A 26,039-nucleotide genomic window follows, 5' to 3' on the forward strand; every position below is an offset into this window, starting at 1 on the left:
TGCCGATGCGTACGCCCCACAATGGAGACATTGTCATGACTCAAAGCAATCTGGCTGAACTGCTTGAAAAACGCCGCACAGCTCTGGTCGAGTACTGCATCGGGCAGGCTGCCAAAGAAAAATACAAGTTTCTGAAAACCCCGGCGGATCTATTCGAATTGCTGCGAATGGACCCGCTCGACAACTATCCGGTGCAAAGTTCATGGGTGGCCGAAGCGACCAGTTGTGCACAGCAATTCATCCATGCGGCCTATCGTAAACTTGAGCCCGGTTATGAAACCGTCGAATTCGACAAGGCGCATCTGAAACTCTGGGAACAGTACAGCAATTACCCTGACTGGGCTGCCCTCATGATGATCGCTGTCTACCCGGAGAACTACATCAACCCCTTTGTACGGCGACGCAAGACGCGTCTGTTCAAAGACCTCGAGAATAATCTCAATCAAGCGCGCTTGAGTAATGACTCCGTGCAACGTGCGATGCAGAGTTACCTCAAAGAGTTTGAGCAGATCTGCAATCTGGAAGTCATCAGCACCTGTCTGTACGGCGATTCGCCGACTTGCGCGACTTACTATTCTGTTGGTCGCCAGCGCGTGCAGCCTTTCCAGTATTTCTGGCGCGCGGCAGAAATTGAACTGCCCACCAGTGAGGGTGAGATCAATCCTGCGTCATGGGGTGAATGGCAACCGGTCGATATTCCTGTAGGGCCAAAAGTTCTGGATATACGCCCGGTCTTCTGGAGCGGGCGTTTGTGCCTGGTATGGGCCGAGTGGCGCGACCGGGTGGATGGCAAGACAATCGCAGAGTACGTGCCACACAGGCTGTACATCAATCTGGCGTATTTGAATCAGGACGCAGAATGGTCGGCGCCATTAAGTTTGTACAGCAGCGATCAAACCGAGGATACCAGTGCCGGCGCACGGTTGGTCGCGACGACATTAACCGATGACATTCACCCCAAGGGCAGGCTCGGCGTGCTGCTCACCAATGGCAAGACCGGGGGCGATGCTCTTGATGTGCATACAGCCCGTGATGTGCTTTTTCGGCGACTACCCGAAGACGATGGCGGTTGGCTCAAGCATTTGGCTGATCATCGCTTCACCGATGCCTTGATCATCCAGCATCCTTTGACGCCCAAAAACCAGCCGGTGGTTGCCATAAACGCGAGTACGGGAATCTTGGCGCCTTACTACGCGCTGCAAGCGGTATTTTCGGAATCGGGGAACGAGGATTTTCTGTGGGTCAGAGCGCTGTGTCGGCGGAGAACTGAGACCATCACCGACTCTGCTGATTTTGAGTTGACGCTCGCTGACAGCGCGGGGGGCGATGATCCTCCGATTAAGGAAACGCAACCTGTTGCAGGCGGCTGGGCCACAGGGTGGATGAAGGCCAAACGAGCCACGGGAGGATTCACCGTCCCGGCGGTGTTTACCTTCGGAAACACTACACACGGGACCAGGACCTTTGCCGTATCGCTAACTGCTATCTCGCGTTTCGTAACGCCGACGCTGGAAAAAAACACCCTCGACGCAGCGCAATTTATCGCGTTCAGGCAGGACGGTATGCTCGAACGTGTACGGATGAATTCGCTGTTCGGCCCTGAACTGGTACAACGCGCCAACATCTCCGTCGATGCCGTGCTCGATTGGGACACCCAGTTCCTCGTAGAGCCGCCACCTGCCTCCGGCGCGATTTCAGAGCCGCACGGGGCGTTCAATGGCGCTAACAGCCTGTATTTCTGGGAGCTGTTCTTTCATCTGCCGCATCTGGTGGCAGCACGTCTTCGCGCCGAAGATCGATATCTGGAAGCTCAGAACTGGCTGCATTATCTGTTCGACCCACAAGCCAAGGCGAGTACGGACGAGCCGCAGAAACCGCGTTACTGGCGCTGTCGTCCACTGGACGCTGGAGGCAGTCCGGGCCACGAAGCGCAGATGTCGACGGACCCGGACGCAATAGCCTACGCCGCGCCCCGGCACTACCGGATCCTGGTGTTCACCGAGTACGTGAAAAACCTGATCGATTGGGGGGACTGGCATTACCGGCAGCTCACCCGGGATGCTCTGGTGGCAGCGAAGTTGTGTTACGTGCAGGCCGAATTCCTGATGGGTAAGCCGCCCTCGGCGCGTGCGGTCACCCGCTGGAAGGCTGAGACAGTTGCAGATTTATTGGCAAAAAGCTCGACACGGCCGGCACTGGAACTGTTTGAAAGCAGGTTTTTGTGTTCCCTGGCTGGCATCCCTCCGGCCGCTGAAGCTCCGCCACTGATGGGCCTTCTGGCTAACGGGCCTTTCAAGCTGCCGATCAACGAACAACTGCTTGGCCTCTTCAGCTTGCCCGGCCAGCGCCTGAACAATTTGCGCAACAACCTGACGCTCGACGGTAAACCGTTGAACATTCCGCTGTTCAGTCCGCCGACCGATCCCAATCAGTTGTTGCGCGATCTGGCCACTGGCGGTGCGGGTGCGCCAAGACCTTTGGGCGGTCGTCTGGTGGTAGGGGCTTTTCGTTGGCGTGTCACTTATGAATCAGCGTTACGTGCCGTACAAACCCTGCAGGAATATGGCAGTCAGATATTACGCCTGCTTGAGCAGCGCGATCGGGCTGAACAGGAAGAGTTGCAGCAAGACCATTTGAAGGAATTGGGAGATTACGCTCGTATCGTTCAGGAACAGTCGCTTGCGCAACTGCAAGCGAATGTAACGGCTCTGGGGCAGAGCCGTGCCATGGCGCAGGAACGGGCCGATCGTTATCAAGCCTGGTATGAGACAAACGTGACCGATGACGAATATCAGGTCATGGAAAAACTGCAGGCAGCCAAATGGTTGAATGTCGCTACTACGGGGATAAAGGGCGTAGGAGCGGGGCTGGCACAGGCGCCGAATATTTTTGGCATGGCCGCCGGTGGCATGCGCTACGAAGCAATTACCGATGCAGTGGTCTTCGGTTTGCAAATCAGCGCCATGGTCTTGGAGACGGAGGCGGACAAACAAGCGCTCACCGCAAGTTACAGTCAGCGACGCAGAGAGTGGGAGCTGCAACGCGATCAAGCGCGAGCAGAGGTTCGTGCAATCGATGAACAGATTACGGCGCAGGGCTTTGCGCTGGGTGCGGCCAAAGCCAGTCTTGAGCAAACTCTCAGGGCCAACAGCCAGGCTTTGGCCCTTTACAACTACTTGAAAAAGCGTGCCAGCAACGCCGAGTTGTTTGGTTGGCTGCTGGGCCAACTCAAGGCTTTGCACTATCAGGCCCATGACGCAGTGGTCAGTCTGTGCCTCAGCGCCCGTTCTTCGATGAGCGCCGAAACCGGCGATTACGATACGGTCGAAGCCTTGCCCCAGGTCTGGCTCGACAATCGTCATGGCCTGACGGCGGGCGAACACTTGCGCGAGTATTTGCTGCGTATGGATCGCCAGTATCTGCAAAGTCATGAGCGGCGTCTGGAACGGGTCAAAACTGTCTCGCTGCGCCGCTTGTTCGAGGATACGGATGACCCACAGGCGGGTTTCTCCGACTGGTCGCAAGCGCTGGCCGACTTGATAGACAAGGGCTCTCTCGAGTTTCAACTGACGCAATTGATGTTTGACCGCGATCATCCTGGGGAATATTGCCGGCTGATCAATCTGGTAGAGGTTGATCTGCCAGTGTTGGTCGGGGCTTATCAGGATGTACAGGCTACTTTGCTGCAGATCGGCAGCATGACTGCCACGCAGGCAACGGCACGTTCGGTCGAATATCTGCATCAACCCGCAGGCGCGGTGGCCCCTGCCGATGTGCAGTTCAATCTGCGCAGTGGCCAGCAGATCGGCTTGTCGGCGGGGGTGGCCGACAACGGTATGGCCGCCATCAAACCAGACGAGGGGTTGCTCAATCCGTTTGAGAATACCGGGGCTATATCCCGCTGGCAGTTGAACTTTCCATGGCCAAAAAACGAGCCGCAGCAATCGATGCTCAATTCGGTCACAGACATCATTGTGCGCATCCGCTACACGGCCAAGGCCGGTGAGCCGACGTTCACTCTGGCGGTCAAGGATCTGGTTACGCGGGCAATGCCTTCCCGTCAGCAACGCAATGCCAAAGGAGCAGGCCATCATGAATAGTCCGGTCATTCATGCCAATGACAGTCTGGTCCTCAATGGTGATTTCACTCAGGGCACCACTTCCTGGACGAAAGGCGCGAACCCGCGGGAAGTGACCGTCGTAAGTGAGAGCTATGAAGGCACGCCGATCAAGTTGCTTTCCGCCGGCAATCTGGGCTCGATCTGGCAAGAACTCACGATACCGGTGGGCGCCGGCGCCAATGCCCGGTACGAGATTGAGTGCCTGTATGAGACGCGTCACACCGACCCGGCGCTATTGCTTATAACTGATGCAGAGGGGGCACTGCTCAGGGAGATTCAATTGCCCCCGGGCAGCCCTCGCAATCTTGAGGAGGACAAGGCTCGCATCGACAGCGGACAGCCGCTGGTCTTCGAACCCATCAGTTACAGCGCTCCATTCGATCTGCCGCTGCAACGCCAGGACAAGATACGCGTCAGTGTGGTCGCCCCATACAACGCCGACCCCAGTGATTATCAACTGAAAGTCTTGATAACCCGTATTTACCTGACCTTGCATCTGGCCCCGGTGGCGCTGCAGACGGTGAAGCTGGATGAGGAACTTTTGTCGCCCGGCCGAACGGTGCACCTGTGCCTGGGCGTGGATGGCGGGTTTCAGCATCGGCTCGAATTCGTGCCGGAGCCTGACAGTCCCTGGATACACACCAAGGCGGCATTGACCAGCGATGACAACCCGCAAGGCGCTGTCATTTCCACACCTGAATGGGGTGTAAATCAATCGTTGGATTTACCCTGGACTCTCCGATGCCCAATGCTCGGTGATCAGGACCCATATCTGTTCAAGTTCAATCTGGTCAATCAGTACACCGCCGAACCCTACCCGATGCAGGTTTCGCTGGGCCACCACCGTCTGGTATTTCGTGACGTACTGGAGGCGGCGTATTACCCGGTACTGGCATTGGAACAATCGGTGCGCCTGGGAGTAAGAGTTGCGTCCTGGTACACCGGTCAATATCTCGCTGGGCGCACGGTGACATGGACCATCGAGGGGCAAGAGATTCTCAGCACCACGCCGACTGACCCCGAAGGTTGGGCTTACTTTGATTACCTGCCAGCATCCTGGGGCGAGTTCTCCATTAAAGCCTCGGTGGCCAGTCCCTATTATGCCGAAGGTATTGCAACTACCACGCTGAATGTCTCGGTACTGGAAACCGATCCATGGAACGAGCTAATGGCGGTTGTCGAGGGCAACGCGTTGCCATGGACACAAAAGACCGGTTACCCCAATCGTGGCTCAACCTATTCTTTGATGGTGAGAGTACCCGAAGTGCTGCGCCACACCGAACTGGCGATGCGCTGGCAAGGCGACTCCGCAGACCAGTTGGGCGTGCAAGTGCTGCCGAAGCTGAATCAATCGGTGCCTGTCGATGGCCTGGATTTACCGTGGCAATTGATTTGCCAGGATGTGCTCGACGGTCGTTTTGAATTGCAGTTTGTGTGTTCGAAGTTGCTGCTGCCCTCTGGCAAAAAGCCAATGTCACTGGCACGCAATGTGGTGCGCATCGGCGAAGTGCAGGAGGCTAACAAGTTTCCAGTGGTGGACGAGCGCGAAAGCGTTCTGCTACGAGTGCAAGTGCTGCATATGGTTGCCAACGGGGAGGGAGACCCGGTCAACAATGCACAGGTGAACTGGTTGACCCCCGAGGGCGAGATATCGACCCGCAGCGGAGTCGGTGGTTGGGCCAGCGTGCTTTATCAGCCAGTCAACTCCGGCGATCTGGTGGTAACTGCAAGCGTCAGGGCTCACCCCGACGCGGTTACGGTAGAGCGGCCGTTCGCGGTAAAGGCGTTGGCGAGCAGTCCCTGGAAAAATCAGGTGCGCATCCTGTTTGACGGCGTTGAAGTCGATCTGGTCGAGTTGGGGTTATTGTGCAGGCGAGGAACCTCACACACGCTGAGGATTGAACCCGCGGCCGGTAGTTCTTTACTCAATCAGTTGCTGACATTGCAATGGCGCGAAGAGAACCCGGGTATCGGCTTGACCGTGGCCGATATTGGTGTGCCGCAAAAACTGGAAGCCATAGGCCTTGAGTGGGCGTTCACTTCACAGGCCGCGTCGAGCATCAGCAGCCTGTTCAGTTTGACCTTGAGTAGCCCGTTACTCGCATTGCCCCGTGAGTTGTTCGGACGACTGATTTCTGCACAACTGGAAGATGAACTCACTGCGATGCTTGATCAGGTGGCAGGCATGCAGACGAGCCAGACATTTTTTCCCTGTATTGGCGCCCGACACGCATGGCGTTATCTGCCTAATGCCCTGAGCCCTCTGGTGGGTTTGCAGGCAAATCTGATGTGGCTGGGGACACCGCCTGAGGATCTGGGCGTGGGTGTCGAGCCGCCGCTTGATGAAGCGCAAACAGTCAGTGACGGGGGCGTCGGATGGACGCTGGATTTCACCTCAAGCAAGGCTACTGGCGAGTTCCAGATGGGGCTCTATTTACCTGCCTTGGCGATATCCACATCGGCCAATCCGATGCGTCTGGGACACAACAAACTGAGAATCGAGGACTGGCGCGAGTCGGCTACTGATGCCGTTATCTACAAGGATGAGGCGTGGAGCTGGGTGAGGGTGGTGTCGGCGTTCACCGGACAAGCAGCCTCGCAGATTACGGTGCAGTGGAAAACGGCGGCCGACTCGAACTCCGTCGCCACCGATGATCTCGGCTGGTCGGGCTTTGGTCTGGCACCGACAACTGCGGGATCACACATTGTTGTGGCTAATGTAGTCAGCCCTTTCGACGGCTACGAAGAGCAGCACTCTCTGACAGTCAGCGCGTTGTCTCGTGATCCTTGGGAAACAGTGCGGGTGCGTTTTGATGGTCACGACGAGCAGCCTTGGGGTAGTCGCACCTATTTTCCAAGACGTAATGGCACCCATGTCCTTGAGCTGTTGATCGAAGAAGGAAGTCCGTTGTTGCTGCAAGAGCTGACCCTGGGGTTGACCGGTACCGGTCCTGCTGAACTGGGGTTGCGTTTCGAGCCCGCGCTGGGCGTGCCGCATCGGCTAAATCCCTTGGGATTTCGCTATGCCGTGCATTGCAACAATTTGAAAGATGGTGGTTTCGCCTTGCGCCTGGGTGCAGAGCGTCTGGCCCGGTTGTCGCCTGCCAATGCAATGTCATTGGGGGTGGGCGAGCAGGTGCTGAAAATCCTCGCTGGTAGCAGCTTTCAACAGGTTCTGGAGTGGGAGCAGGAACTCGTCGAGCGGGTGACAGTGGTTTCATCCACCACTGGTAAAGGCATCGAGGGGGTACTGGTCACCTGGCGCAATGACGATCTCGGAACGGTGACCAGTCTGACCGACTTCTATGGTGTGGCCACTGTGCGTTTCAAACCTCACACACCTGGTGCTGCGGTGCTGTTGGTATCTGTAGGGGAAGTGCTGTACTCGGAGTCGGTTGCTCTGTCCTTTACATTGCAAAAGCCTCGAAAAATTCAGGCGCTGTCCAGCCCGAAGCCAAATGGACATCTGGGGGAACTGGTATCAGCCGTTGTGACAGTGGTATCAGCCATCACCGGGGAACCCTTGCAAGAAGTTGAGGTGGTATGGGATTACCCAAACGTCGAGTTACTTGCGACGAGCACTGACTCGGAGGGAAATGCCAGAGTTTCGTTCAGGTTGCCCGGTGTCAGCCGAGGACTTCTAGAAGCTGTTGTCCGGGGAGGGTATGGCGGATGGGACATCCGGCATCTTGAGTTTACGTTGATACCGAACGATGCTGGTTCCTGAATGAAAATTAAGTGTACGGAGTACTGATGCTGTAGTAGTTGTCTGGATATTAAGTTTCCTCGTAACGAAGATGCCCGTGAGGGATGGAGTTGGCTGTTGTGCGAAAGTCTTCGTGCACGCCGAGGATTGTTACATTCGTCGTAATGTTTAATATGCTGATGAAGGGGTAACCTATGAATACTAAGTCGAGTTCGAGCTCTGCAACGTGGCTTCAGGAGTTCACGCCATATGTAAATGGCCAGAAAGTGAAGTGGCCTGACTTGGCGTTAAAATTGGGTGAGGGTGAAGTCTGTACCCTGATGCTGGATTATGAATACAGTTGGCTGATTGGTGATCCTGACTCCAAGATATGTTTGATGTTTAAGCCCGGTGAGGAAATACAGGGGATGATTGTTGACCCACCACTGGGTCAATTGGTTGCGATGGAGGAAGGCACAACTTCTTTGAGTTGGAGTATCAGGGCTGACGGGCTACCGAGTGACGACTTTGTACTTGAGTTCAAGATTCCGCTTATTGTTGAACTGCCGACGTCTCCACCAGTATCTGGAGAAGTTTTCAACCTGACGCAAGATCTTGATGTCATGTTCGATGTGTTTCCGATGGCTTTGGGCAAAACGGCTTATCCCTGTCATGGTGCAAGGCACAGATTGACTGTCGTTCCCAAGCCAGCCAGCCGATTGTTAAACAGTAAAATCAAGCTTTTGATGATTGGGGAAGATTTTGGTGTAGAGGTCACTCCTTCTCTGGCCGAAGAGCACGTGCTGAAGGAAGACGGGGTGAGCTGGGAGCTTTATTGCAACTCTACAGAAAATGGAGATTTTTCCTTGCAGGTCGAATTGGTGGAGGCCGGAATAAAGTCGTCGTCATTGATAATGTCACTGGCACATAACCTTGTGACTGCAGTTCGGGAAAGTAAGCAAATCGAGCCGGGAGGTCCTGGTGCGGAACCCTATACGCAGCACCTTATTCGGGCAACCTCCAGTTTCAAGGATATACCTGCGCATGGGGTGAAAGTTAAGGTGCATTTAAATTCTGGCGCGGTAATCGATGAGAGGACAAGGGGTAATGGGGAAGCAGCATGGAATGATTACGGAAATGTCTTCAATCGGATGAGCATCACAAATCCATATGATGGCACTACCGTTTGATACGGTGTTCTGGGAATTAAGGTTTTTTGATGGTGGATGTGTTTGTGCTCGGTTCAAAAGGCCCCTGACTTCTTGATGTTTAAATATGTTGTCACCAAGTCAGGGCCAAGCTCGGTCGGCTCTACATCTACTACCAATAAGCCAAGCTTCCTTAGTCGATCATTGAGTTGGTTTCGGGCGTTGCAGTATCTTATCGTTGCGCAGTAGTCGAGTGCCTCGGGCAATGTTTGCACCGGAGTATTTCTGGTGGCCGTGAGAAACTGTTCCCTCATGCTCGCTATTAGTACCAAGTGTTTCGAACTCAGGCGTTTCACCGCGATGAGTAGTGCTTCGTCGTCTGCCTCTTCCCGTAGGTTGGTGACGATTACGACAAGTGCCCGGCGTTTCTGCTGCATCAGAACCCGATGGATGATTGTCTGGTAATCAGACGATCGCTTAGAGCTGTCCAGATCATAAACAGTGTTAAGTATTACATTTAGCTGAGCAGTTCCTTTAACCGGTGCGAGGTGACGGGGCTGCTCACAGGCAAAGGTACTCAAACCCACCGCGTCGCCTTGGCGTAACGCCACGTAAGTGAGTAAAAGGCAGGCATTCAACGCATGGTCGAAGTGGGACAGTTCATCGTCCTGGCTACGCATGCGCCGGCCACAATCGAGCAGAAAGATGATCTGTTGATCGCGTTCGTCTTCATACTCGCGAGCAATCGGTGTGCGCTGGCGGGCGGTGGCTTTCCAGTCGATCTGGCGCAGGCTGTCGCCTTCTCTGAATTCGCGTAACTGGTGAAACTCCTGGCCTTGCCCACGTCGCTGGCGCTGGCGTACGCCGAGTCGGCTCAGCCAGTTATCCACCGCGAGCAATTCACCGCCGTAGAGCCGGGCGAAATCCGGGTAGACGCGGGTGCTGTCCTGCACCGGCAACAGGCGTTTGCCTGACCACAGACCCAGCGGACTCGGCAGGTTTATTTCGCACTGTTCGAACAGGAAGTGACCGCGCTTGAGCGGACGCAGAAGATAGCTGATCTGGCTGTGTTGACCCGGTTGCAGCTCGACGGTCAATGGCAGGTCTTCAGTGTTCAGGCCGTCCGGGACATGATCGAACAACTCGATTCGCAACGGTTCGGCAAACTCGTGACTGACTTGCAGATGTACTTCACCCCAGCGACCGAGCGCCAGGTTGCCGGGCATTTGCCGGGTTACACGTGGCGAGGGCAAGCGCCTCAGGCGCACGGCGTCGATGATTGCCAGGGCGAGTAGCGCCAGCAGCAAGCCCCAGTTGACCGACAACAGGTTCGACGGGATCTCGACTTGCAACGCTCGCAGCGTGCCCGACACGATGCCGATGGCGAGCAGGGCGGCCAGCCAGATCAGTAGAAGCCGTGACGGTTTCACAGACGCGGCGCCGGGATCTGGTCGAGCAGTTGCTGCAGGACTTGATCCACTTCCAGGCCGTCGATGTCCAGTTCCGGCGAAATGCGCACACGATGGCGCAGTACCGCCAGCGCGCAGCCCTTGATGTCGTCCGGAATCACGAATTCACCACCGCGCAACAACGCCCGGGCACGGGCGCAACGCACCAGCGCGATGGAGGCGCGCGGCCCGGCGCCGAGGGTCAGACCAGGCCAGGTGCGGGTGCTGCGGGCCAACCGCACCGCGTAGTCGAGTACTTGATCATCCAGCGGCAGATCGCTGGCGATGCGTTGCAGGGCTTGCACATCCTTGGCTTGCAGCACGGTGCGCAGCGGCTGCACATCGAGCATGTCGCCACGGGTCGAGCGGCTGACCTGACGCACCATGTCCAGCTCCTGCTCGGCATCGGGGTAATCCATGCGGACCTTGAGCATGAAGCGGTCGAGTTCGGCTTCCGGCAGCGGGTAGGTGCCTTCCTGTTCAATCGGGTTCTGCGTGGCGAGCACCATGAACGGTTGGGCGATGGGCAGGGCCCGGCCTTCGAGGGTGACTTGCCGTTCTTGCATCGCTTCGAGCAATGCCGCCTGGGTCTTGGCCGGTGCGCGGTTGATCTCGTCGGCCAGCAGCAGATTGGTAAACAACGGGCCTTTGCGCAGCTTGAACTGCTCGGTGTGCAAGTCGTACACCGCGTGGCCGGTGACATCGCTGGGCATCAAATCCGGAGTGAATTGGATGCGCGCAAACTCGCCGCCGAAGCAGCGCGCCAGCGCCCGCACCAACAGGGTTTTACCCAGGCCGGGCACGCCCTCAAGCAGCACATGACCACCGGCGATCAGCGCCGTCAGCACATCATCGACCACACGGTCCTGGCCAATCACCGCTTTGTGCAATTCGTTGCGTACCGCTTGCGCGAGTTGGCTGGCGCGCTGGCGCTGCTGTGCGGCATGGCTGGCCGAGCCGGGCTCGATCTGTTCACTCATAGCGAATTCCTCAAGGTTTGCAGATGGGCAACCTGACGGCTGAAAGCAGCATGGGACATGCGTTGTTTCGGCGCGGGGCTCAGGGCCTGGCTGATGGCGCGAGTCGGTTGCCGGGTCAGGCGCGACAGCACCAGCCATTGCTCGGCAACGTTCAATTGGTCGAAGCCGGGATGTCGGCGACGGGCACGGCGCAACACGTCCTGTTGCAGGGCTTGCACCAGGGTTTGCTGGCCGTTGTGGCGCAGGATGAAATCGGCACTGGCACGCAGGTGTTCCTGCAATTGGCGGCGTCCGCTCGGAGCCGGTGCCTGCAATGGTCCCTGGCGCACGCCGACGTGCCAGAGCCACAGACCGATCAACGCGAACAGGGCGACGATGGCCTGCGGGAAGTAGCGCCAGAGCAGGGTCAACAAGCCGTCGTGTTCAGTGTTGAAGATCAGCGTGACGTCGGTGTCGGCGGTCAGATACCAGAGCAGCCAGGCATTGTCGTATTGGTCGATGGTACGGTTTTTCCACAAGTCCGCATCGGTGACCACGGTGATCGAACCGAGGCCATGGGCCAACTGCATCATGTGCGTGGCTTTGCCGCTGTTGGCCCAGGCTTGCACCAGACTCTTCGGATCGTCGAGGTGAAACTCCGTGTCGAAATTGGCGTAGGCGGGCGCGTCTTCATCTTCCAGATACAGCTTGGTCAGATTCGGGTAAGGATCGTCGGCAAGATCCGCTGGCGGGTCCTTGAGATCCTTGCTCAGGGACTGATGCAGTTGCACTCGATCCAGCAACAGGTCATTGCTCTGTTTTGTCTGTTCGTCCCATAGCGCTTCGGCGACGAATACCAGCCGCCCGCCGGCGCGGGTCCAGTTCAAGACTTGATCGACCTGACGCGGAGTCATTCTCGAACGTTCACCGAACAATAAAAGTGTGTGCTGGCGTGGATCAATGTCGGGAAGCACCGCCAGACTTTCGGCATGGCTGATGTTGATACCGCGACCGCGCAGGAACATCTCTGCCGCCAGATAAGGATTGGCTTGCGCCTCAGGCGATGGGCCGTGATTGATCACTTCCTGATAGGGCTGGGCCTTGAGGTACAGATAAATGCTCAAGGCAGCCAGCAGCAGCACGATCAACGCGCCAACCCAGCACACCGTACGCCGGTTCAATGGCGGGCACCGTGGTTGAACAGGGTGCGCCAGCCATCGCAGAGTTCCTGTTGCAGATGTGCCGCCGGGACACGATGCCCGTACGCCATGTTTTGCCAGTGACCGGTCAGGTTACGGCTGTAGGCAAGCAGTTGCGGGCGCTGCAATTGTTCGATGCGGGTCAACACCTGATGTTCGGTGTCGGCGGGTTTCAGTGTCAGGTCGAAGTCGTGCAGCAAATGGCTGAGCAGGCCCCGATAGAGCAGGCCCAGCGCCGCCCGAGGTTGGGTTTGCCAGAGCTGCTCAGCGCTACTGGCGATATCGTCGGGCAGGCTTTCACGGGCGAGGTCCAGACCGAATGCCTGTTGTGGCAGCGGTTGTTTGCTGCGAACAGGCAGTTTCGGGCGGCGACTGACGAACGCTTGCAGCAACTCGCGATAGCGCCAGATCAGCCAGCCGAGCGCTGCCAGTAATGCGCCCCACAGCAGCACTTCAATGACTTTCGCCAGGACATCCAGATGCAGGCCGTCGAGCCAGCCGAGCAGGGTTTTCAGCCACTGCGGCGCTGCGCCCGGTTTTTCGGTTTTGGCTGTATCCGCTGGGTCGTCACCAAAACGATAGCGCGTAACAGTTTGCGGATTTTTGAACGGTGGTCGTTCAAGCAACGCCTTGATGCTGTCGCGAGACGCCTGACTGGTCAGTGGCTGGTGTAACAGGCGTGGAGCATCCGGGGCGCTGGCCGGATCAGCGGCCCAGACCGATTGAACATTCGGCAGCAACAGGCAGACCGCCAGCAACACCGCGACTGCGCTGCTGTTCAGGCGTTGGCGCAAGCGGCGGAACACCAATTCGATGTCCCACGCTTCCAGCGATGTACGCCGGTTCAGATAAAGGCTGAAACCGCAGGCGACGTAGATCGGTTCCCAGACCACCAATATCAGCGCGTAAAAAGCATTGGTCAGGTGCTCCAGCCAGCGCCATTCCTGACCGCTCGCGACGATCAGCGTCTGCCAGTCCCAATCGGTTTCGATCTGCTGTGGCAACAGCATGTAGAACAGCACCAGCAGGCCGATCCACAGCGCGGTTTCCAGATGCACGCCGATGATGGTCAGCCATTGCGCAGCGCCGGCATTGCGTTGCAGCAACACTTGCAAACGGCGTTGACGGGCAGTGCCGCTCAGGCCTTCGAGTTGCACCACCGGTAACAGAAAACTGCGACTGAAACTCAGCCGTCGCCACGTCAGGCTCGCCAGCAATTGCGGCTTGAGTAACCTCGGCCATTCGCGCAAAGCTTCTTTGAGGGTAGGTGTTTCACCGAACAGCGCTTTCGACAGGATGTACAACGGCAGGCGTTCGTAGGCCGGTTTCAGCCACCAGAAAATAAACACCGCCAGTGACGGGCGATCCCACAGCAACAGGCTGAGCAAGGCGAACAGCGGCAGGGTCACGATTGCCCAACTGGTCATCAGCAGACGCCGATGTTGCTGGCTCATGAGCACGCCCAGGTCCATGGCTTCCCAGGTCGTGCGCGGGCGGATCACCACGGTCGCGTCACTCAGGCGCATGACGGCTCCTTCCGGCGAACAGCAGATAACTCGCCACCATGATCCAGAGTGCGGCACCCACCAGATATTTGGTGTGCGGCGTGACCCCGGTTTTCGACGACCAGTAAGCTTCGATAAAAGCCGCAATCAGCAAGAACAACATCACCCCGCACACCAGCAGGACACTTTTGCGTGCTGCCCGTCGCAATGCTTCGCCGCGAGTCAGTCGCCCGGGTGCGATCAACGCCCAGCCCAATTTCAGTCCCGCCGCGCCGGCCAGCGCAATCGCCATCAGCTCGAAAGCGCCGTGGCCGATCACGAACGACCAGAAGGTCTGGCCGAAGCCGATTTCGCTGAGATGCCCGGCCACAGCACCAATGATCAGGCCGTTGTAGAGCAAGAAGAACGCACTGCCCAAGCCGAACAGCAATCCGCTGGCGAAAGTCTGAAAGGCGATGCCGATGTTGTGCATCACGTAGTAACCGAACATCACCCAGTCTTCGCTGGCGGCGCGCTCGGCGGAGCGTCCGAGGTGGCCGGCAGCGGGATCGTACATACCCTGCATTTCGCGTAATTGTTCGGCGGGAATCAGGTTGTAAACCAGCTCCGGGAACAGATACACCAACACCCCGAAACCGATCAGGCTGAGGAAAAACAGCAGGCCGGCCGCCAGCACAAAACGCCATTCGGCGCGTACCAGTCGGGGGAAGTCGGCGAGGATGAAGCCCAGAAAGTTGGCACTGAAACGACTGCGATGGCGATAAAGCTGTTGATGGCCGCGCAAGACTTGTTGTTGCAACGAGTCGATCAGAAAGCTGCTGTAGCCGCGCTCTTCGGCGAGCGCCAGATGTTGGCAGAGTTGGCGATAGGCTTTGGGGAAACCGCCAACCTGTGAAGTTTCCTTGCCGCGCTCAAGACGTTCAAGGGCCAGCGTGAAACGCTCCCATTCGGCCTTGTGGCGAGTCTCGAAAAGGCTTTGCTTCATGTCGGGCCCAACAAGCCGCGAGCGATACCGTTGAGTTCGTTTACCGCTTTCGGTGCGCTGATGTGCAGAGGCTGGGCCAGCAGCGCGGCCAGCTCGTTGACCCGTGCCGGTGACAATTCGCCCTGACGTTCGGCAAAACCGAGCAATGCGCGTTGTTCGCTGAGGGTCAGTGGAACGGGGGAACGACGGGGTTCGGCGTCGGGCAGTTGCGGTCGAGCGAGCGGACGTTCGCTGTAGACGACTAGCGTGCCAGCGGCGATGTCACCGAGACGTTTGAACGTTGGATGTTGCAGACAACTGATGGCGCCGAGGAAGTAGCCGAACGGCAGCATATCGACGAATCGCAGCAGATTACGCAGCAGCGAGGCTGACCAGCCGACCGGCGTGCCGTCATCGTGCACCACCCGCAACCCCATCCATTGCTTGCCCGGCGAGCGCCCCTGATGCAGCACCTCGAACAACACCATGTACCACCAACTGACCACGAACAGCAGCAGTGAACCGAGGCCCGTGCCGAGTTTGCCGAGAAACGCCAGTGCGATAAACAGCACGCCGAGGATGACGCCGCGAATACCCAGGTCGATGGTGAACGCCAGTGAGCGCACCATCAAACCGGCTGGGCGCAGCGGCAAGTCGATGCCTTCCGGCGTCTCGACCTGATGCCGCGTATCCAGTGGCGGGTTCAGCATGGCTTTCCGTGGCGGTGCTGTGTTCTCGAGCATGGGCTACCTGATGTGGCCTGATCGGGATTCGAAGTTCGTCCGATGCTAGCAGCCTCTCGGGGGGAAACGACATAACTATGTATTGCAAGGCGTATGTATTGCACATCATGTTGCGTGCAGTGATTGAATGACAGATCGCTGGCCGCGACAGCGGTCGAACGCCTAGACTTCGTCGATCTTCAGTTCAGGAACCGCCCGTGACTTCAATCTTCTGGTACGACTACGAAACCACCGGCATCAATCCGCGCAACGACCGCCCATTGCAAGTGGCGGGCATCCGCACCGATCACGACCTCAATGAAATCGACGAGCCGGTCAATCTTTACTGCCAGCCGAGCGAAGACATCCTGCCGCATCCCGCTGCGTGCGCGATTACCGGCATCACCCCCGGCCAGCTCGCCGAACGTGGCTTGAGTGAAGCCGATTTCATGACCCGCGTGCATGCGCAACTCGCAGCGCCCGCGACTTGCGGTGCCGGGTACAACAGCTTGCGTTTCGATGACGAAATGACTCGCTACAGTTTGTACCGGAATTTTTTCGACCCTTATGCCCGCGAGTGGCAGGGCGGCAACAGTCGCTGGGACTTGATCGACGTGGTGCGCGCCGCCTATGCCTTGCGCCCGGACGGTCTGAACTGGCCGACCGATGACGAGGGCCGCGTGACCCTCAAACTCGAACGTCTGACGGCCGCCAATGGCATCGATCATGGGCACGCCCACGAAGCGTTGTCGGACGTGCGCGCCACTATTGCCCTGGCGCGGTTGATCCGCGAAAAGCAGCCGAAGCTTTATGACTGGCTGTTTCAACTGCGCAGCAAGCAGAAGGTGATGGATCAGATTCGGCTGTTGCAGCCGATGGTGCACATCTCCGGACGCTTCTCGGCGGCGCGCCACTATGTCGGCGTGGTCCTGCCGCTGGCCTGGCACCCGAAAAACCGCAATGCGCTGATCGTCTGCGATCTGCATCTTGATCCGCAGGGTTTGCTGGACCTGGACGCGCAGGCTCTGCGCGAGCGTCTGTACACCCGTCGAGATGACTTGGCCGAAGGCGAATTGCCGGTACCGCTCAAGCTGATTCACATCAATCGATGCCCGGTGGTGGCACCGTTGTCGGTATTACGCGTCGACGATCAACAGCGACTCGGTCTGGACATGGCGCTCTATCAGGCGCGAGCGCTGCGGCTAAGTGACGCACAACAAGTTTGGAAAGATAAAGTAGCGGCGATTTATGCCACTGAAGATTTCACCCCGAGCGAAGATCCGGAACAACAGTTATACGATGGATTTATCGGTGACCGGGACCGTCGTCTATGTGAGCAAGTCAGAACCGCCGACCCTGCACAATTAGCGCAAGAGCAATGGCCTTTCGATGATGAACGTTTGCCTGAATTATTGTTTCGATATCGCGCTCGCAACTTTCCGCAAACGTTGAATTTCGAAGAGCAAGAACGCTGGAGAGTATTTTGTCAGCAGCGTTTGTCTGACCCCGAGTGGGGGGCACCCAATACTCTCAGTTCTTTTGCCGAGGCCACGGCCCAATGGACGCTTAGTGCCACACCAATGCACAAGCAGGTGCTTGATGAGTGGCAGGATTATGTCGAGGCATTACGCAAACGTCTGGATCTTTGAAATCGAACATGTTGCGCAGTGAATTGCGCGCATAAAAAAACGCCAGCATCAGCTGGCGTTTTTCATGAGTCGCGGATCAGTCTGCGACGGGTGTTGCGGCTTAGCCCAGCAGGGTAGCCCAGCCTTCAACCACGTCACCGCCCCACTTGGCTTTCCACTCTTTCAGAGTTTTGTGGTTGCCACCTTTGGTTTCGATGACTTCGCCGTTGTGCGGGTTTTTGTATTGTTTAACTTTACGAGCGCGCTTGGTGCCGGTTGCTTTTACAGCAGCGCCACGAGTGCCTTTGGTTTTCGATTCCGGGTCCAGCAGAGCGATGATGTCGCGCAGGGACTTGGAGTATTCGCCCATCAGGGTGCGCAGTTTGCCTTCGAATTCCAGCTCGGCTTGCAGTTTGTCGTCTTCCGACAGGTTCTTCAAACGGGCTTGCAGCTCTTTGATAGCTTCTTCGGTGGCGCGATATTCGTTGATCAAGGACATGGGAACAACCTTATGTGTAGGTGTTGAATGGCAGGGGGACAGTGCCGCAATAATAGTCAGGCTGTTTCATCAAGTAAACATTTAACCGGAGTTTTTATTTAAATAAGTTTCGAGATACTGCCGTAAATTGAATATTCAGTTAAATAGTGTGATGCAGTCATCACGAATATTCACAATTACCTGTTGGAAGTGTGCCATTAGGGCGCCATCAGTCTGGCGCTAGCCTGCGTCAAAAAGACGTGAGCCGCGATGGCGCAAGGGTTGTGGTCATCATTACTGCAGTTTTTGCGCACAATCGCTAGAATGGCCGCCTTTGCGAAGTTCTGGAGTTTTCCCCCCATGCGCACCTTTCGGTTGGTGATTTCTTGCCCTGACCGCGTTGGCATCGTTGCCAAAGTCAGTAACTTTCTGGCATCCCACAACGGTTGGATCACCGAAGCGAGCCACCACTCGGACAATCAGAACGGTTGGTTCTTCATGCGTCACGAAATTCGTGCCGACTCTTTGCCGTTCGGCATTGAAGTCCTGCGTGAGAAGTTCGCGCCGATCGCCGAAGAGTTTTCGATGGACTGGCGCATCACCGACACCGAGCAGAAAAAACGCGTGGTGTTGATGGCCAGCCGTGAATCTCACTGCCTGGCGGACCTGTTGCACCGCTGGCACAGCGATGAGCTGGACTGCGAAATCTCCTGCGTGATTTCCAACCACGACGATCTGCGCAGCATGGTCGAGTGGCACGGCATTCCTTATTACCACGTCCCGGTCAATCCGCAGGACAAGGAGCCGGCGTTCGCTGAAGTTTCGCGTCTGGTCAAACAGCACGATGCCGAAGTTGTAGTTCTGGCGCGTTACATGCAGATCCTGCCGCCGTCGTTGTGCCGCGAATACGCTCACAAAGTCATCAACATTCACCACAGCTTCCTGCCGTCGTTCGTCGGTGCCAAGCCGTACCATCAGGCGTCGCTGCGTGGCGTCAAGCTGATCGGCGCGACTTGCCACTACGTGACCGAAGAGCTGGATGCCGGCCCGATCATCGAGCAGGACGTGGTACGCGTCAGCCACAGCGACAGTATCGAAGACATGGTGCGTTTCGGCCGTGACGTCGAGAAGATGGTGCTGGCCCGTGGTCTGCGTTATCACCTGGAAGACCGCGTGCTGGTGCACGGCAACAAAACCGTGGTGTTCTGATCCGCACACGTTTGAAATTCTGCTGTTGAAAAAGCAAGGGCCTGGGCGTTCAATCGTTCCAGGCCCTTTGCCGTTTCAGCCCCGAGGAAAATGCCCGTGACCGATCCACTGGACAAAGCCACTTCCAAAGCACCTGCCACGCTGGGGGAGGGCTGTTTGAGTCGTTATGACCCTGAGGACATGAGCCTGGAGGACGGTACAGAGTTTCCCGGCGCTGCTGATTTGTGGGAGCAGGTCAAACCCGAGTCAGCCGAGGACGCCGAGTCGACTTGAAAGGATCGCAGTTCAATGTAGGAGCTGCCGCAGGCTGCGATCTTTTGATCTTTCACGCCCGCCGGGCACTCATCAACTTCTTCAACAACGGCCGCCCCAGCATCAATAAGAACACCGGCCCACCGACCAGCAGATAGAAGTAATAAGTCACCACCCGCCAGATCAGAATCGCCGCTGCCGCCGTGGACTTCCCGACCATGGGCGCCAGCAGCGCCGCCGAGGTCAGTTCCGCCGCCCCCGCGCCACCCGGCAACAGGCTGAATTGCCCCGCACCCAGCGAAAGCATCTGGATCAAAAAACTCCAGGCCCACTGCAAATCCGCGCCCAGTCCGCGCAACGCCAGATACAGCACGCTGTAGCGCAGCAGCCAATGCACGCAAGTCAGGGCGAATACTTTGATCAAGGTCTGCCACGGTAACTTCAACGTGTCGGTGAACGCCGCCAGAAAGTGCAGCAACTTGCGCGCCCAGCGCCGCCGCGTGCCGGGTTTGACGTTCATCCTCGCCAGCACTCGACCACTCAAGCGAATCAGCGCCCGGTGATAACGCGCGATCAACACGCAACTGAACAACCCACCGAACAACGACACGGCGCTGACGGTCAGCATCCATTCCATCCGATCACTGACATGCTGGAACAACGCGTAAATCAGAATCCCGCTCAAGGCACAGAGAAAGAACAGCAGGTCGCTCAACTGATCCATCGCAAACACCGCGCTGCCTCTGGCCGGTCGCACGCCGCTGCGAGCCAGCAGGGCCATGATGGTCAGCGGGCCGCCGCTGCCACCGGGCGTCGCGCAATAGGCAAATTCCGCCGCCATCACCACGCCAAGACTTTTGATCGGCGTGACACGTTCGCGCTGATCCCCCAGCAGCAACCGCAGGCGCAAGGTGTTGATGCCCCAGCAAAGAAAAATCATTCCGAACATGATCAGCAACCAGTGCAGCGGAAAGCTTTGCAGGCGCGACCAGGTTTCACTGCCGCCGAGCAACACCGGAATCAGCACCGCAGCGAGCAGGCCGATCAACAACAGAATGCCGCGACTCATGCAACACGTCCCAATGGCCGGCGCTGTCGGGTAATCCAGTCAAACTTGGTCATCGGCACGCGTCCTTCAGCGAGCAGGTTTGTAAGGGTGTTCAACCAATAGTCTCGGGAAAACTGATGGCGCATGTCCACCGGGTGCAGACCCAAGCGAATCACCGGTGCCTCGCGCCAAGCGTGTTGGCGTTGCTCGCTAAGCACCTTCGACACGCCACGCCGCCAGGCACTGCGCGCACTCCAGACCAGCCCGGGAGCGTCGATACGAGTGAAATCCGGCAGGTGATAAAGATGCTGCGGGTCGCTGGTATAGCGTAGCGGCAATTCGCGCAACGCTTGGCGCGTGCCGTCGCTCATCAGCCAGGCCGGGGCGACGAAACCCTGCAACGGCCATTGCTGGTGCTGGAACAGTTCGATACCGGCGCGCAGACGGGCAAGGGCCGTTTCACGGGACAACTGATAAAACTCGCCTTCATGGGTGTAGACCCGGCGCATGAACCAGTCGCGTGGCGAAGTTGGGCCAGGGTCTGGATCATCATGAAAAAAACCGTGCAGGGCCAATTCATCGCCTCGGGCGACACGTTGGTCGAGCATCCGGCAAAACTGCGGATGTTTGTCGAGGTCGTTTTTTCGATGGAAGTCCGGTACCACCAGCCAGGTCATGGGCAGATCGCCGAGCGCATCGATGGCTTCGACAAACGGCTGATAGTCAGCCCATGTTTCTGGAGCGACGTCGTGCAACACCAGCAACAGGGCGGGTGGATTCAGGAGTTCAGCCATTGGCCACCAACGCAGTCGAATGGCCGAGCGTCGCGTGATAGTGCCCCAGCAAACTGTCGACCACCGTATCCCAGGCGTAATGCTGTTCGACATGGCGCCGGGCTTGTTGTCCGAGTTGGGTGCAGCCGCGACTGAACAACTCGCGCACGGCATTGGCCATGGCCTGCGGATTATTCGGTGCGCAGAGCAGACCGCAGGAATCGTTGACGATTTCTTCGAAAGCCCCAGCCGCCACCGCGACTACCGGAATCGCACAGGCCATCGCTTCCAGGATCACCAGACCGAAGGTTTCCTGATCGCCGGCATGCAGCAACGCGTCGGCGCTGGCCATCAGTTGCGCGACTTTCTGTGCCGGACAGAATTCGTCGATCACGCTGACATTGTCCGGCACCACAGCGGGCATCGACGAGCCGACCAGCAACAAGTGATAACGCGGGCCAAGTCGTTTCATGCACTTGAGCAGCACCGGCAGGTTTTTCTCCTTGGAGCCGCGCCCGGCGAAGATCAGCAGGCGTGTGTCTTCGGCAATCCCCAAATGCGCGCGCAGGCGATTATCCCGTGCATTCGGGTGAAATGTCTGCAGGTCGACGCCAAGCGGCTGCACGAACACATTGCGCACGCCGAGCCCGCTGAGCTTGTCGGCCATCACTTGGCTCGGCGCCAGCACCCGGTCGAAATTGCCATAGAGCTTGCTGACGTAAGCTTCGACATTCGGCGTGACCCACTGGCCCATGCGATTGCTCGCCAGCAGCGGCAGATCGGAGTGATAGAAACCGATGACTGGCACATCGAGATGGCGCCGGGCATCCAGCGCCGCCCACGCGGTGAGGTACGGATCGCCGACTTCGATGAGGTCGGGCTGCAAATCCTGCAGGACGTTTCGCCAAGGGGCCAGGCGCAGCGGAAAGCGATAGCCTTTGCCGAAGGGCAGGGCAGGGGCGGGAACCGTGTAAACGCCATCGTGTTCACTGAAGTCTGCGCCGGGGATCAACAGGCTGTGGCGAATGCCGGTTTTGAGCCCCAAACGCCGGTGTTTGGCATCCAGATAAGTCCGCACGCCACCGCTGGCCGGGGCGTAGAACATGGTGATGTCGGCGATGTGCACGATGGTCATCCCTCCGCTGCATTGTTCTCCCTTGGTTGACCTTTATCCGCAATGGATGTTCGGTCGGGATTACGCGGTGGATGTTTGTCAGGTTTTTCGGTGCGTTGCGATCCCCAATCGCCAGCAGGCTGGCTCCCACGGTTCGCTTGTGGGAGCCAGCCTGCTGGCGATTGAGGCAGATCAGACGCTAGATGCGGAAACTACCAACCAACTGCTTCAACCGCGAAGCCTGCTGCTCCAGATCCGAACACGCACGCAACGTCGCATGCAGGTTTTCCACACCTTCCTGGTTCAGCGTATTGATCTCGGTGATATCGACGTTGATCGATTCCACCACCGCGGTCTGTTCTTCGGTTGCGGTCGCTACCGACTGGTTCATCCCGTCGATTTCGCCGATACGCTGGGTCACGCTGTTCAGGCGCTCGCCGGCGAGGTTGGCGATTTCCACGCTGTCCTGACTGTGGCGCTGACTCTCGCTCATGGTGCTCACCGATTCGCGGGCGCCGACTTGCAACTCCTCGATCATCTTCTGCACTTGTTGCGCCGATTCCTGAGTGCGGTGCGCCAGGTTACGGACTTCATCGGCCACCACGGCAAACCCGCGTCCGGCTTCACCTGCGCGCGCCGCTTCAATCGCGGCGTTGAGCGCCAACAGGTTGGTCTGCTGGGAAATGCTGGTGATCACTTCCAGAATCTGCCCGATGTTCACGGTTTTGCTGTTCAGCGATTCGATATTGCTGCTCGACGCGCTGAGCATGCTCGACAGTTGATTCATCGCTTTGATGCTGCGATCCACCACTTGCTGGCCGTCTTCGGCGAGGCCACGGGCGTCGCTGGCCTGGTTCGAGGCTTGTGCGGCGTTGCGCGCGATTTCCTGGGCGGCGGCACCCAGTTCGTTGATTGCGGCGGCGACGCTGCTGGTGCGCGAGGCTTGTTGATCGGAGTTGTACATCGACGAGTTCGAGGCCGCGACCACGCGCAGGGCGACTTCGTTGACTTGCCCGGTCGCCGAGGACACTTCGCGGATCGAGCCGTGAATACGCTCGACGAAGCGGTTGAAAGCATTGCCGAGCATGCCGAATTCGTCCTGACTCTGAATAGTCAGACGTTTGGTCAGGTCGCCTTCGCCGTCGGCGATATCTTCCATCGCCCGGGTCATGACGTGCAGTGGCTGGATCAGGATGCGGATCAGCATGCCGAGCAGGGCAATGATGATCGCCACGGCAATCACGGTGGCGATCACTGCCGAGGTGCGGAACTGGCTGAGCATCGCAAAGGCTTTGTCTTTATCCACCGACAGACCGATGTACCAGTTCACCGACGGCAGGCCTTTGATCTGGGTGAAGGTGACAATGCGGGTTTTGCCATCGACCTGGACTTCGCTGAAATCGCTGCTGATGCGCGGGGTGTCTTGCGGATACGCCTCTTTCAGCGACTTCATGATCAGCGATTTGTCCGGGTGCACGAGGATCTTGCCGTCGGCGCTGACCAGGAACACATAACCCATGCCGTCGAAATCACGTGCAGCGAGGGTGTCGGTCAGGGTTTGCAGGCTCAGGTCACCGCCCACCACGCCAACACTCTGGCCAGCCTTTTTCGCAGCGGTGGCCATCGAGATGATCAACTGACCGGTGGCCGCGTCAATGTAGGGTTCTGTCAGGGTCGAGGTGCTGCTGTTTTCGGCACCTTTATACCAAGGGCGGACGCGTGGATCGAAGCCGTCCGGCATTTTCACATCCGGGCGGATGGTGAAGTGACCGGTGGCGTCGCCGAGATAGGTCGCCATGAAGGTCGAGGTCAGGGCTTTCTGTTCCAGTACGGCGGCGACGTTGGATTGTTCCGGGTTGATCGCCAGGTTCTGGGCCAGGTTCTCGATCAGCAGGATTCGTCCGCTGAGCCAAGTCTGGACGTTGCCGGCGGTGACTTCGCCCATTTCATTGAGGTAGTTGTTCAGGTCATCGCGGATCGCATTGCGCTGCAACCAGTCGTTGTAGAGCGTAAACGAGGCGAAGGCGGCAATGACGATGAGAGCGGCGGCAAGCAAAATTTTATGGCTGAAGCGCAGATTTTTGTTCATGGCTTGGGGTTCCGCTAAGGTCTTAATGTCCTGGGCGTGCTTTTATAAAGGCGCGCAATATGGGCAAGGGTGAAAAAAACCGATATTTCCGTCTCTCCTTAGGGAAATGTCCGACACGACTTTTCAGTCGGGTTCTCGCCTTTATCTATCGGCCATAACGGATTAAAGATTAACCATAGGTGACAAAATGCCTGACTCCTCGCAACTCGTTATCGGCGCCGATCTCGCAGGGCAGCCGATTGCTCAGGCCATGCGCCTGGCGAACCGGCACGGGCTGATCGCAGGCGCCACCGGCACCGGCAAAACGGTGACCTTGCAGCGCCTGGCCGAAGCATTCAGCGATGCCGGAGTCGCGGTATTCGCCGCAGACATCAAGGGTGACCTGTGTGGCCTCGGCGCCGCCGGCAACCCGCAAGGCAAGGTCGCCGAGCGCATCGCCGGCATGCCGTGGCTCAACTACAAGCCGCAGGCTTATCCGGTGACCTTGTGGGACATTCACGGTGAGTCCGGTCATCCATTGCGCACAACCTTGAGCGAAATGGGTCCGCTGTTGATCGGCAGTCTGCTGGAACTCACCGACAGCCAGCAGTCGGCGTTGTATGCCGCCTTCAAAGTGGCGGATCGCGAAGGCTTGTTGCTGCTGGACCTGAAAGACCTGAAAGCGCTGCTCAATCATCTCCGCGAGAATCCGCAATTGCTGGGTGAAGACGCCGCGCTGATGACCACCGGTTCCAGTCAGGCGCTGTTGCGCCGCTTGGCGACCCTTGAACAGCAGGGCGCCGAAGCTTTGTTCGGTGAGCCGGCGCTGCAACTGGAAGACATTCTGCAACCGGCCGCCGATGGGCGCGGGCGCATTCATCTGCTGGACGCCAGCCGTCTGGTGCATGAGGCGCCGAAGGTCTATGCGACTTTCCTGTTATGGCTGCTGGCGGAACTGTTCGAACAATTGCCGGAGCGCGGCGATGCCGATAAACCGCTGCTGGCGCTGTTTTTCGATGAGGCGCATTTGCTCTTCGGCGATACGCCCAAGGCGTTGCAGGACCGACTGGAGCAAGTGGTGCGGCTGATTCGTTCCAAAGGTGTCGGGGTGTACTTCGTCACGCAATCACCGGGTGACCTGCCGGACAATGTGCTGGCGCAACTGGGGCTGCGTATCCAGCACGGTTTGCGTGCATTTACCGCCAAGGAACAGAAATCTCTGCGTGCAGTGGCGGATGGCTTTCGGCCGAATCCGGCATTCGACACCTTGTCGGTGCTGACAGAGTTGGGGATCGGCGAGGCGCTGGTCGGCACGCTTGCGGAAAAAGGCACGCCGGAAATGGTCCAGCGCGTGCTGGTGGCGCCGCCGCAATCGCGGATCGGGCCGTTGACGGAAACCGAGCGCACGATGCTGATTGCCGGTTCGCCGTTCCAGGGCCGTTATGACAAGCCGATTGACCGGGAGTCGGCTTATGAAGTGTTGATGGGGCGCAAGGGGTTGGCTCCGGAGGCTGAAGTGCCAGCGCCGGCCGAAGTGCCGAGTCTGGCGGACAAGGCCGGTGAATTCCTTGGCACTGCGGCGGGGCAGGCGCTCAAGTCGGCAATGCGCCAGGCGGCGAATCAGTTGGGCCGACAATTGGTGCGCGGGCTGATGGGCTCCCTGCTCGGTGGCAGCAAACGCCGCTAAACCAAATGTGGGAGCGAGCTTGCTCGCGAAA

General features: G+C 58.0%; 18 protein-coding genes and 1 pseudogene. 7 read left to right on the forward strand and 12 right to left on the reverse strand.

Translation table 11 applies throughout. From position 1 onward, the window contains the following. Nucleotides 1–5: 5 nt before the first annotated feature. The 3 genes from ACTWLJ_RS13545 to ACTWLJ_RS13555 all read left to right on the forward strand — a co-directional run bounded on the left by ACTWLJ_RS13545 (nucleotide 6) and on the right by ACTWLJ_RS13555 (nucleotide 8,996). Nucleotides 6–4,100, forward strand: coding sequence for a Tc toxin subunit A-related protein (locus ACTWLJ_RS13545; RefSeq protein WP_445181172.1), 4,095 nt, complete (start codon nucleotides 6–8; stop codon nucleotides 4,098–4,100). Next, the gene (locus ACTWLJ_RS13550) at nucleotides 4,093–7,848 is read left to right on the forward strand and encodes a hypothetical protein (RefSeq protein ID WP_445181173.1); all 3,756 of its coding nucleotides are present in this window, start codon (nucleotides 4,093–4,095) and stop codon (nucleotides 7,846–7,848) included. Before ACTWLJ_RS13545 ends, ACTWLJ_RS13550 begins: the two co-directional genes overlap by 8 nt. A 173-nt stretch (nucleotides 7,849–8,021) precedes the next feature. Continuing rightward, on the forward strand, nucleotides 8,022–8,996 hold the full coding sequence (locus ACTWLJ_RS13555; protein ID WP_445181174.1) for a hypothetical protein: 975 nt from the start codon (nucleotides 8,022–8,024) through the stop codon (nucleotides 8,994–8,996). A 53-nt stretch (nucleotides 8,997–9,049) separates the two neighbouring features. Here the strand turns inward: ACTWLJ_RS13555 and ACTWLJ_RS13560 are convergent, their stop codons facing one another. From ACTWLJ_RS13560 to ACTWLJ_RS13585, 6 genes are read right to left on the reverse strand one after another with little or no spacing between them, the layout of a single operon-like run. Further along, complete coding sequence (locus ACTWLJ_RS13560) at nucleotides 9,050–10,384, reverse strand: DUF58 domain-containing protein (protein WP_445181175.1); 1,335 nt, start codon at nucleotides 10,382–10,384, stop codon at nucleotides 9,050–9,052. Beyond that, nucleotides 10,381–11,382: an AAA family ATPase gene (locus tag ACTWLJ_RS13565; RefSeq protein WP_445181176.1), complete on the reverse strand. Its 1,002-nt coding sequence runs from the start codon at nucleotides 11,380–11,382 to the stop codon at nucleotides 10,381–10,383. The genes ACTWLJ_RS13560 and ACTWLJ_RS13565 overlap by 4 nt, the downstream gene beginning before the upstream one ends. Continuing rightward, nucleotides 11,379–12,542, reverse strand: a complete 1,164-nt coding sequence (locus ACTWLJ_RS13570) for a DUF4350 domain-containing protein (RefSeq protein ID WP_445181177.1) — start codon at nucleotides 12,540–12,542, stop codon at nucleotides 11,379–11,381. Before ACTWLJ_RS13570 ends, ACTWLJ_RS13565 begins: the two co-directional genes overlap by 4 nt. After that, complete coding sequence (locus ACTWLJ_RS13575; RefSeq protein ID WP_445181178.1) at nucleotides 12,539–14,086, reverse strand: DUF4129 domain-containing protein; 1,548 nt, start codon at nucleotides 14,084–14,086, stop codon at nucleotides 12,539–12,541. Before ACTWLJ_RS13575 ends, ACTWLJ_RS13570 begins: the two co-directional genes overlap by 4 nt. Next, on the reverse strand, nucleotides 14,073–15,050 hold the full coding sequence (locus ACTWLJ_RS13580) for a stage II sporulation protein M (protein WP_445181179.1): 978 nt from the start codon (nucleotides 15,048–15,050) through the stop codon (nucleotides 14,073–14,075). The genes ACTWLJ_RS13575 and ACTWLJ_RS13580 overlap by 14 nt, the downstream gene beginning before the upstream one ends. Then, nucleotides 15,047–15,772, reverse strand: a complete 726-nt coding sequence (locus ACTWLJ_RS13585; RefSeq protein WP_445181180.1) for an RDD family protein — start codon at nucleotides 15,770–15,772, stop codon at nucleotides 15,047–15,049. The genes ACTWLJ_RS13580 and ACTWLJ_RS13585 overlap by 4 nt, the downstream gene beginning before the upstream one ends. 197 nt (nucleotides 15,773–15,969) lie before the next feature. On the opposite strand from ACTWLJ_RS13585, the gene sbcB reads away from it, so the two are divergent. Continuing rightward, nucleotides 15,970–17,400 (forward strand): exodeoxyribonuclease I, encoded by a 1,431-nt coding sequence (gene sbcB, locus ACTWLJ_RS13590; RefSeq protein WP_445181181.1) that lies wholly within the window; start codon nucleotides 15,970–15,972, stop codon nucleotides 17,398–17,400. Nucleotides 17,401–17,500: 100 nt separating this feature from the next. On the opposite strand, the gene mvaT is transcribed toward sbcB, so the two are convergent. Further along, the gene (gene mvaT, locus ACTWLJ_RS13595) at nucleotides 17,501–17,878 is read right to left on the reverse strand and encodes a histone-like nucleoid-structuring protein MvaT (protein WP_401214120.1); all 378 of its coding nucleotides are present in this window, start codon (nucleotides 17,876–17,878) and stop codon (nucleotides 17,501–17,503) included. A 339-nt stretch (nucleotides 17,879–18,217) separates the two neighbouring features. On the opposite strand from mvaT, the gene purU reads away from it, so the two are divergent. After that, complete coding sequence (purU, locus tag ACTWLJ_RS13600) at nucleotides 18,218–19,066, forward strand: formyltetrahydrofolate deformylase (RefSeq protein WP_401214117.1); 849 nt, start codon at nucleotides 18,218–18,220, stop codon at nucleotides 19,064–19,066. A 96-nt stretch (nucleotides 19,067–19,162) separates the two neighbouring features. Next, the gene (locus tag ACTWLJ_RS13605; RefSeq protein ID WP_445181182.1) at nucleotides 19,163–19,339 is read left to right on the forward strand and encodes a hypothetical protein; all 177 of its coding nucleotides are present in this window, start codon (nucleotides 19,163–19,165) and stop codon (nucleotides 19,337–19,339) included. Between the two features lie 52 nt (nucleotides 19,340–19,391). Here the strand turns inward: ACTWLJ_RS13605 and ACTWLJ_RS13610 are convergent, their stop codons facing one another. From ACTWLJ_RS13610 to ACTWLJ_RS13630, 5 genes and pseudogenes are all read right to left on the reverse strand, one after another. Next, complete coding sequence (locus ACTWLJ_RS13610) at nucleotides 19,392–20,387, reverse strand: lysylphosphatidylglycerol synthase transmembrane domain-containing protein (RefSeq protein WP_445181183.1); 996 nt, start codon at nucleotides 20,385–20,387, stop codon at nucleotides 19,392–19,394. Then, the gene (locus ACTWLJ_RS13615) at nucleotides 20,384–21,160 is read right to left on the reverse strand and encodes a DUF2334 domain-containing protein (RefSeq protein WP_445181184.1); all 777 of its coding nucleotides are present in this window, start codon (nucleotides 21,158–21,160) and stop codon (nucleotides 20,384–20,386) included. Before ACTWLJ_RS13615 ends, ACTWLJ_RS13610 begins: the two co-directional genes overlap by 4 nt. Beyond that, a complete protein-coding gene (locus tag ACTWLJ_RS13620; RefSeq protein WP_445181185.1) occupies nucleotides 21,153–22,274 on the reverse strand; it encodes a glycosyltransferase family 4 protein in 1,122 nt (373 codons plus the stop codon). The genes ACTWLJ_RS13615 and ACTWLJ_RS13620 overlap by 8 nt, the downstream gene beginning before the upstream one ends. A 178-nt stretch (nucleotides 22,275–22,452) precedes the next feature. Next, nucleotides 22,453–23,217 (reverse strand): methyl-accepting chemotaxis protein, encoded by a 765-nt coding sequence (locus ACTWLJ_RS13625; protein ID WP_401214249.1) that lies wholly within the window; start codon nucleotides 23,215–23,217, stop codon nucleotides 22,453–22,455. 93 nt (nucleotides 23,218–23,310) lie between these two features. Continuing rightward, nucleotides 23,311–24,342, reverse strand: a pseudogene (locus tag ACTWLJ_RS13630) (HAMP domain-containing protein); the annotation flags it as partial. A 187-nt stretch (nucleotides 24,343–24,529) separates the two neighbouring features. On the opposite strand from ACTWLJ_RS13630, the gene ACTWLJ_RS13635 reads away from it, so the two are divergent. Next, the gene (locus ACTWLJ_RS13635) at nucleotides 24,530–26,008 is read left to right on the forward strand and encodes a helicase HerA-like domain-containing protein (protein WP_445181186.1); all 1,479 of its coding nucleotides are present in this window, start codon (nucleotides 24,530–24,532) and stop codon (nucleotides 26,006–26,008) included. Nucleotides 26,009–26,039: the final 31 nt, after the last annotated feature.

It is taken from the genome of Pseudomonas sp. McL0111 (genome assembly GCF_052567255.1).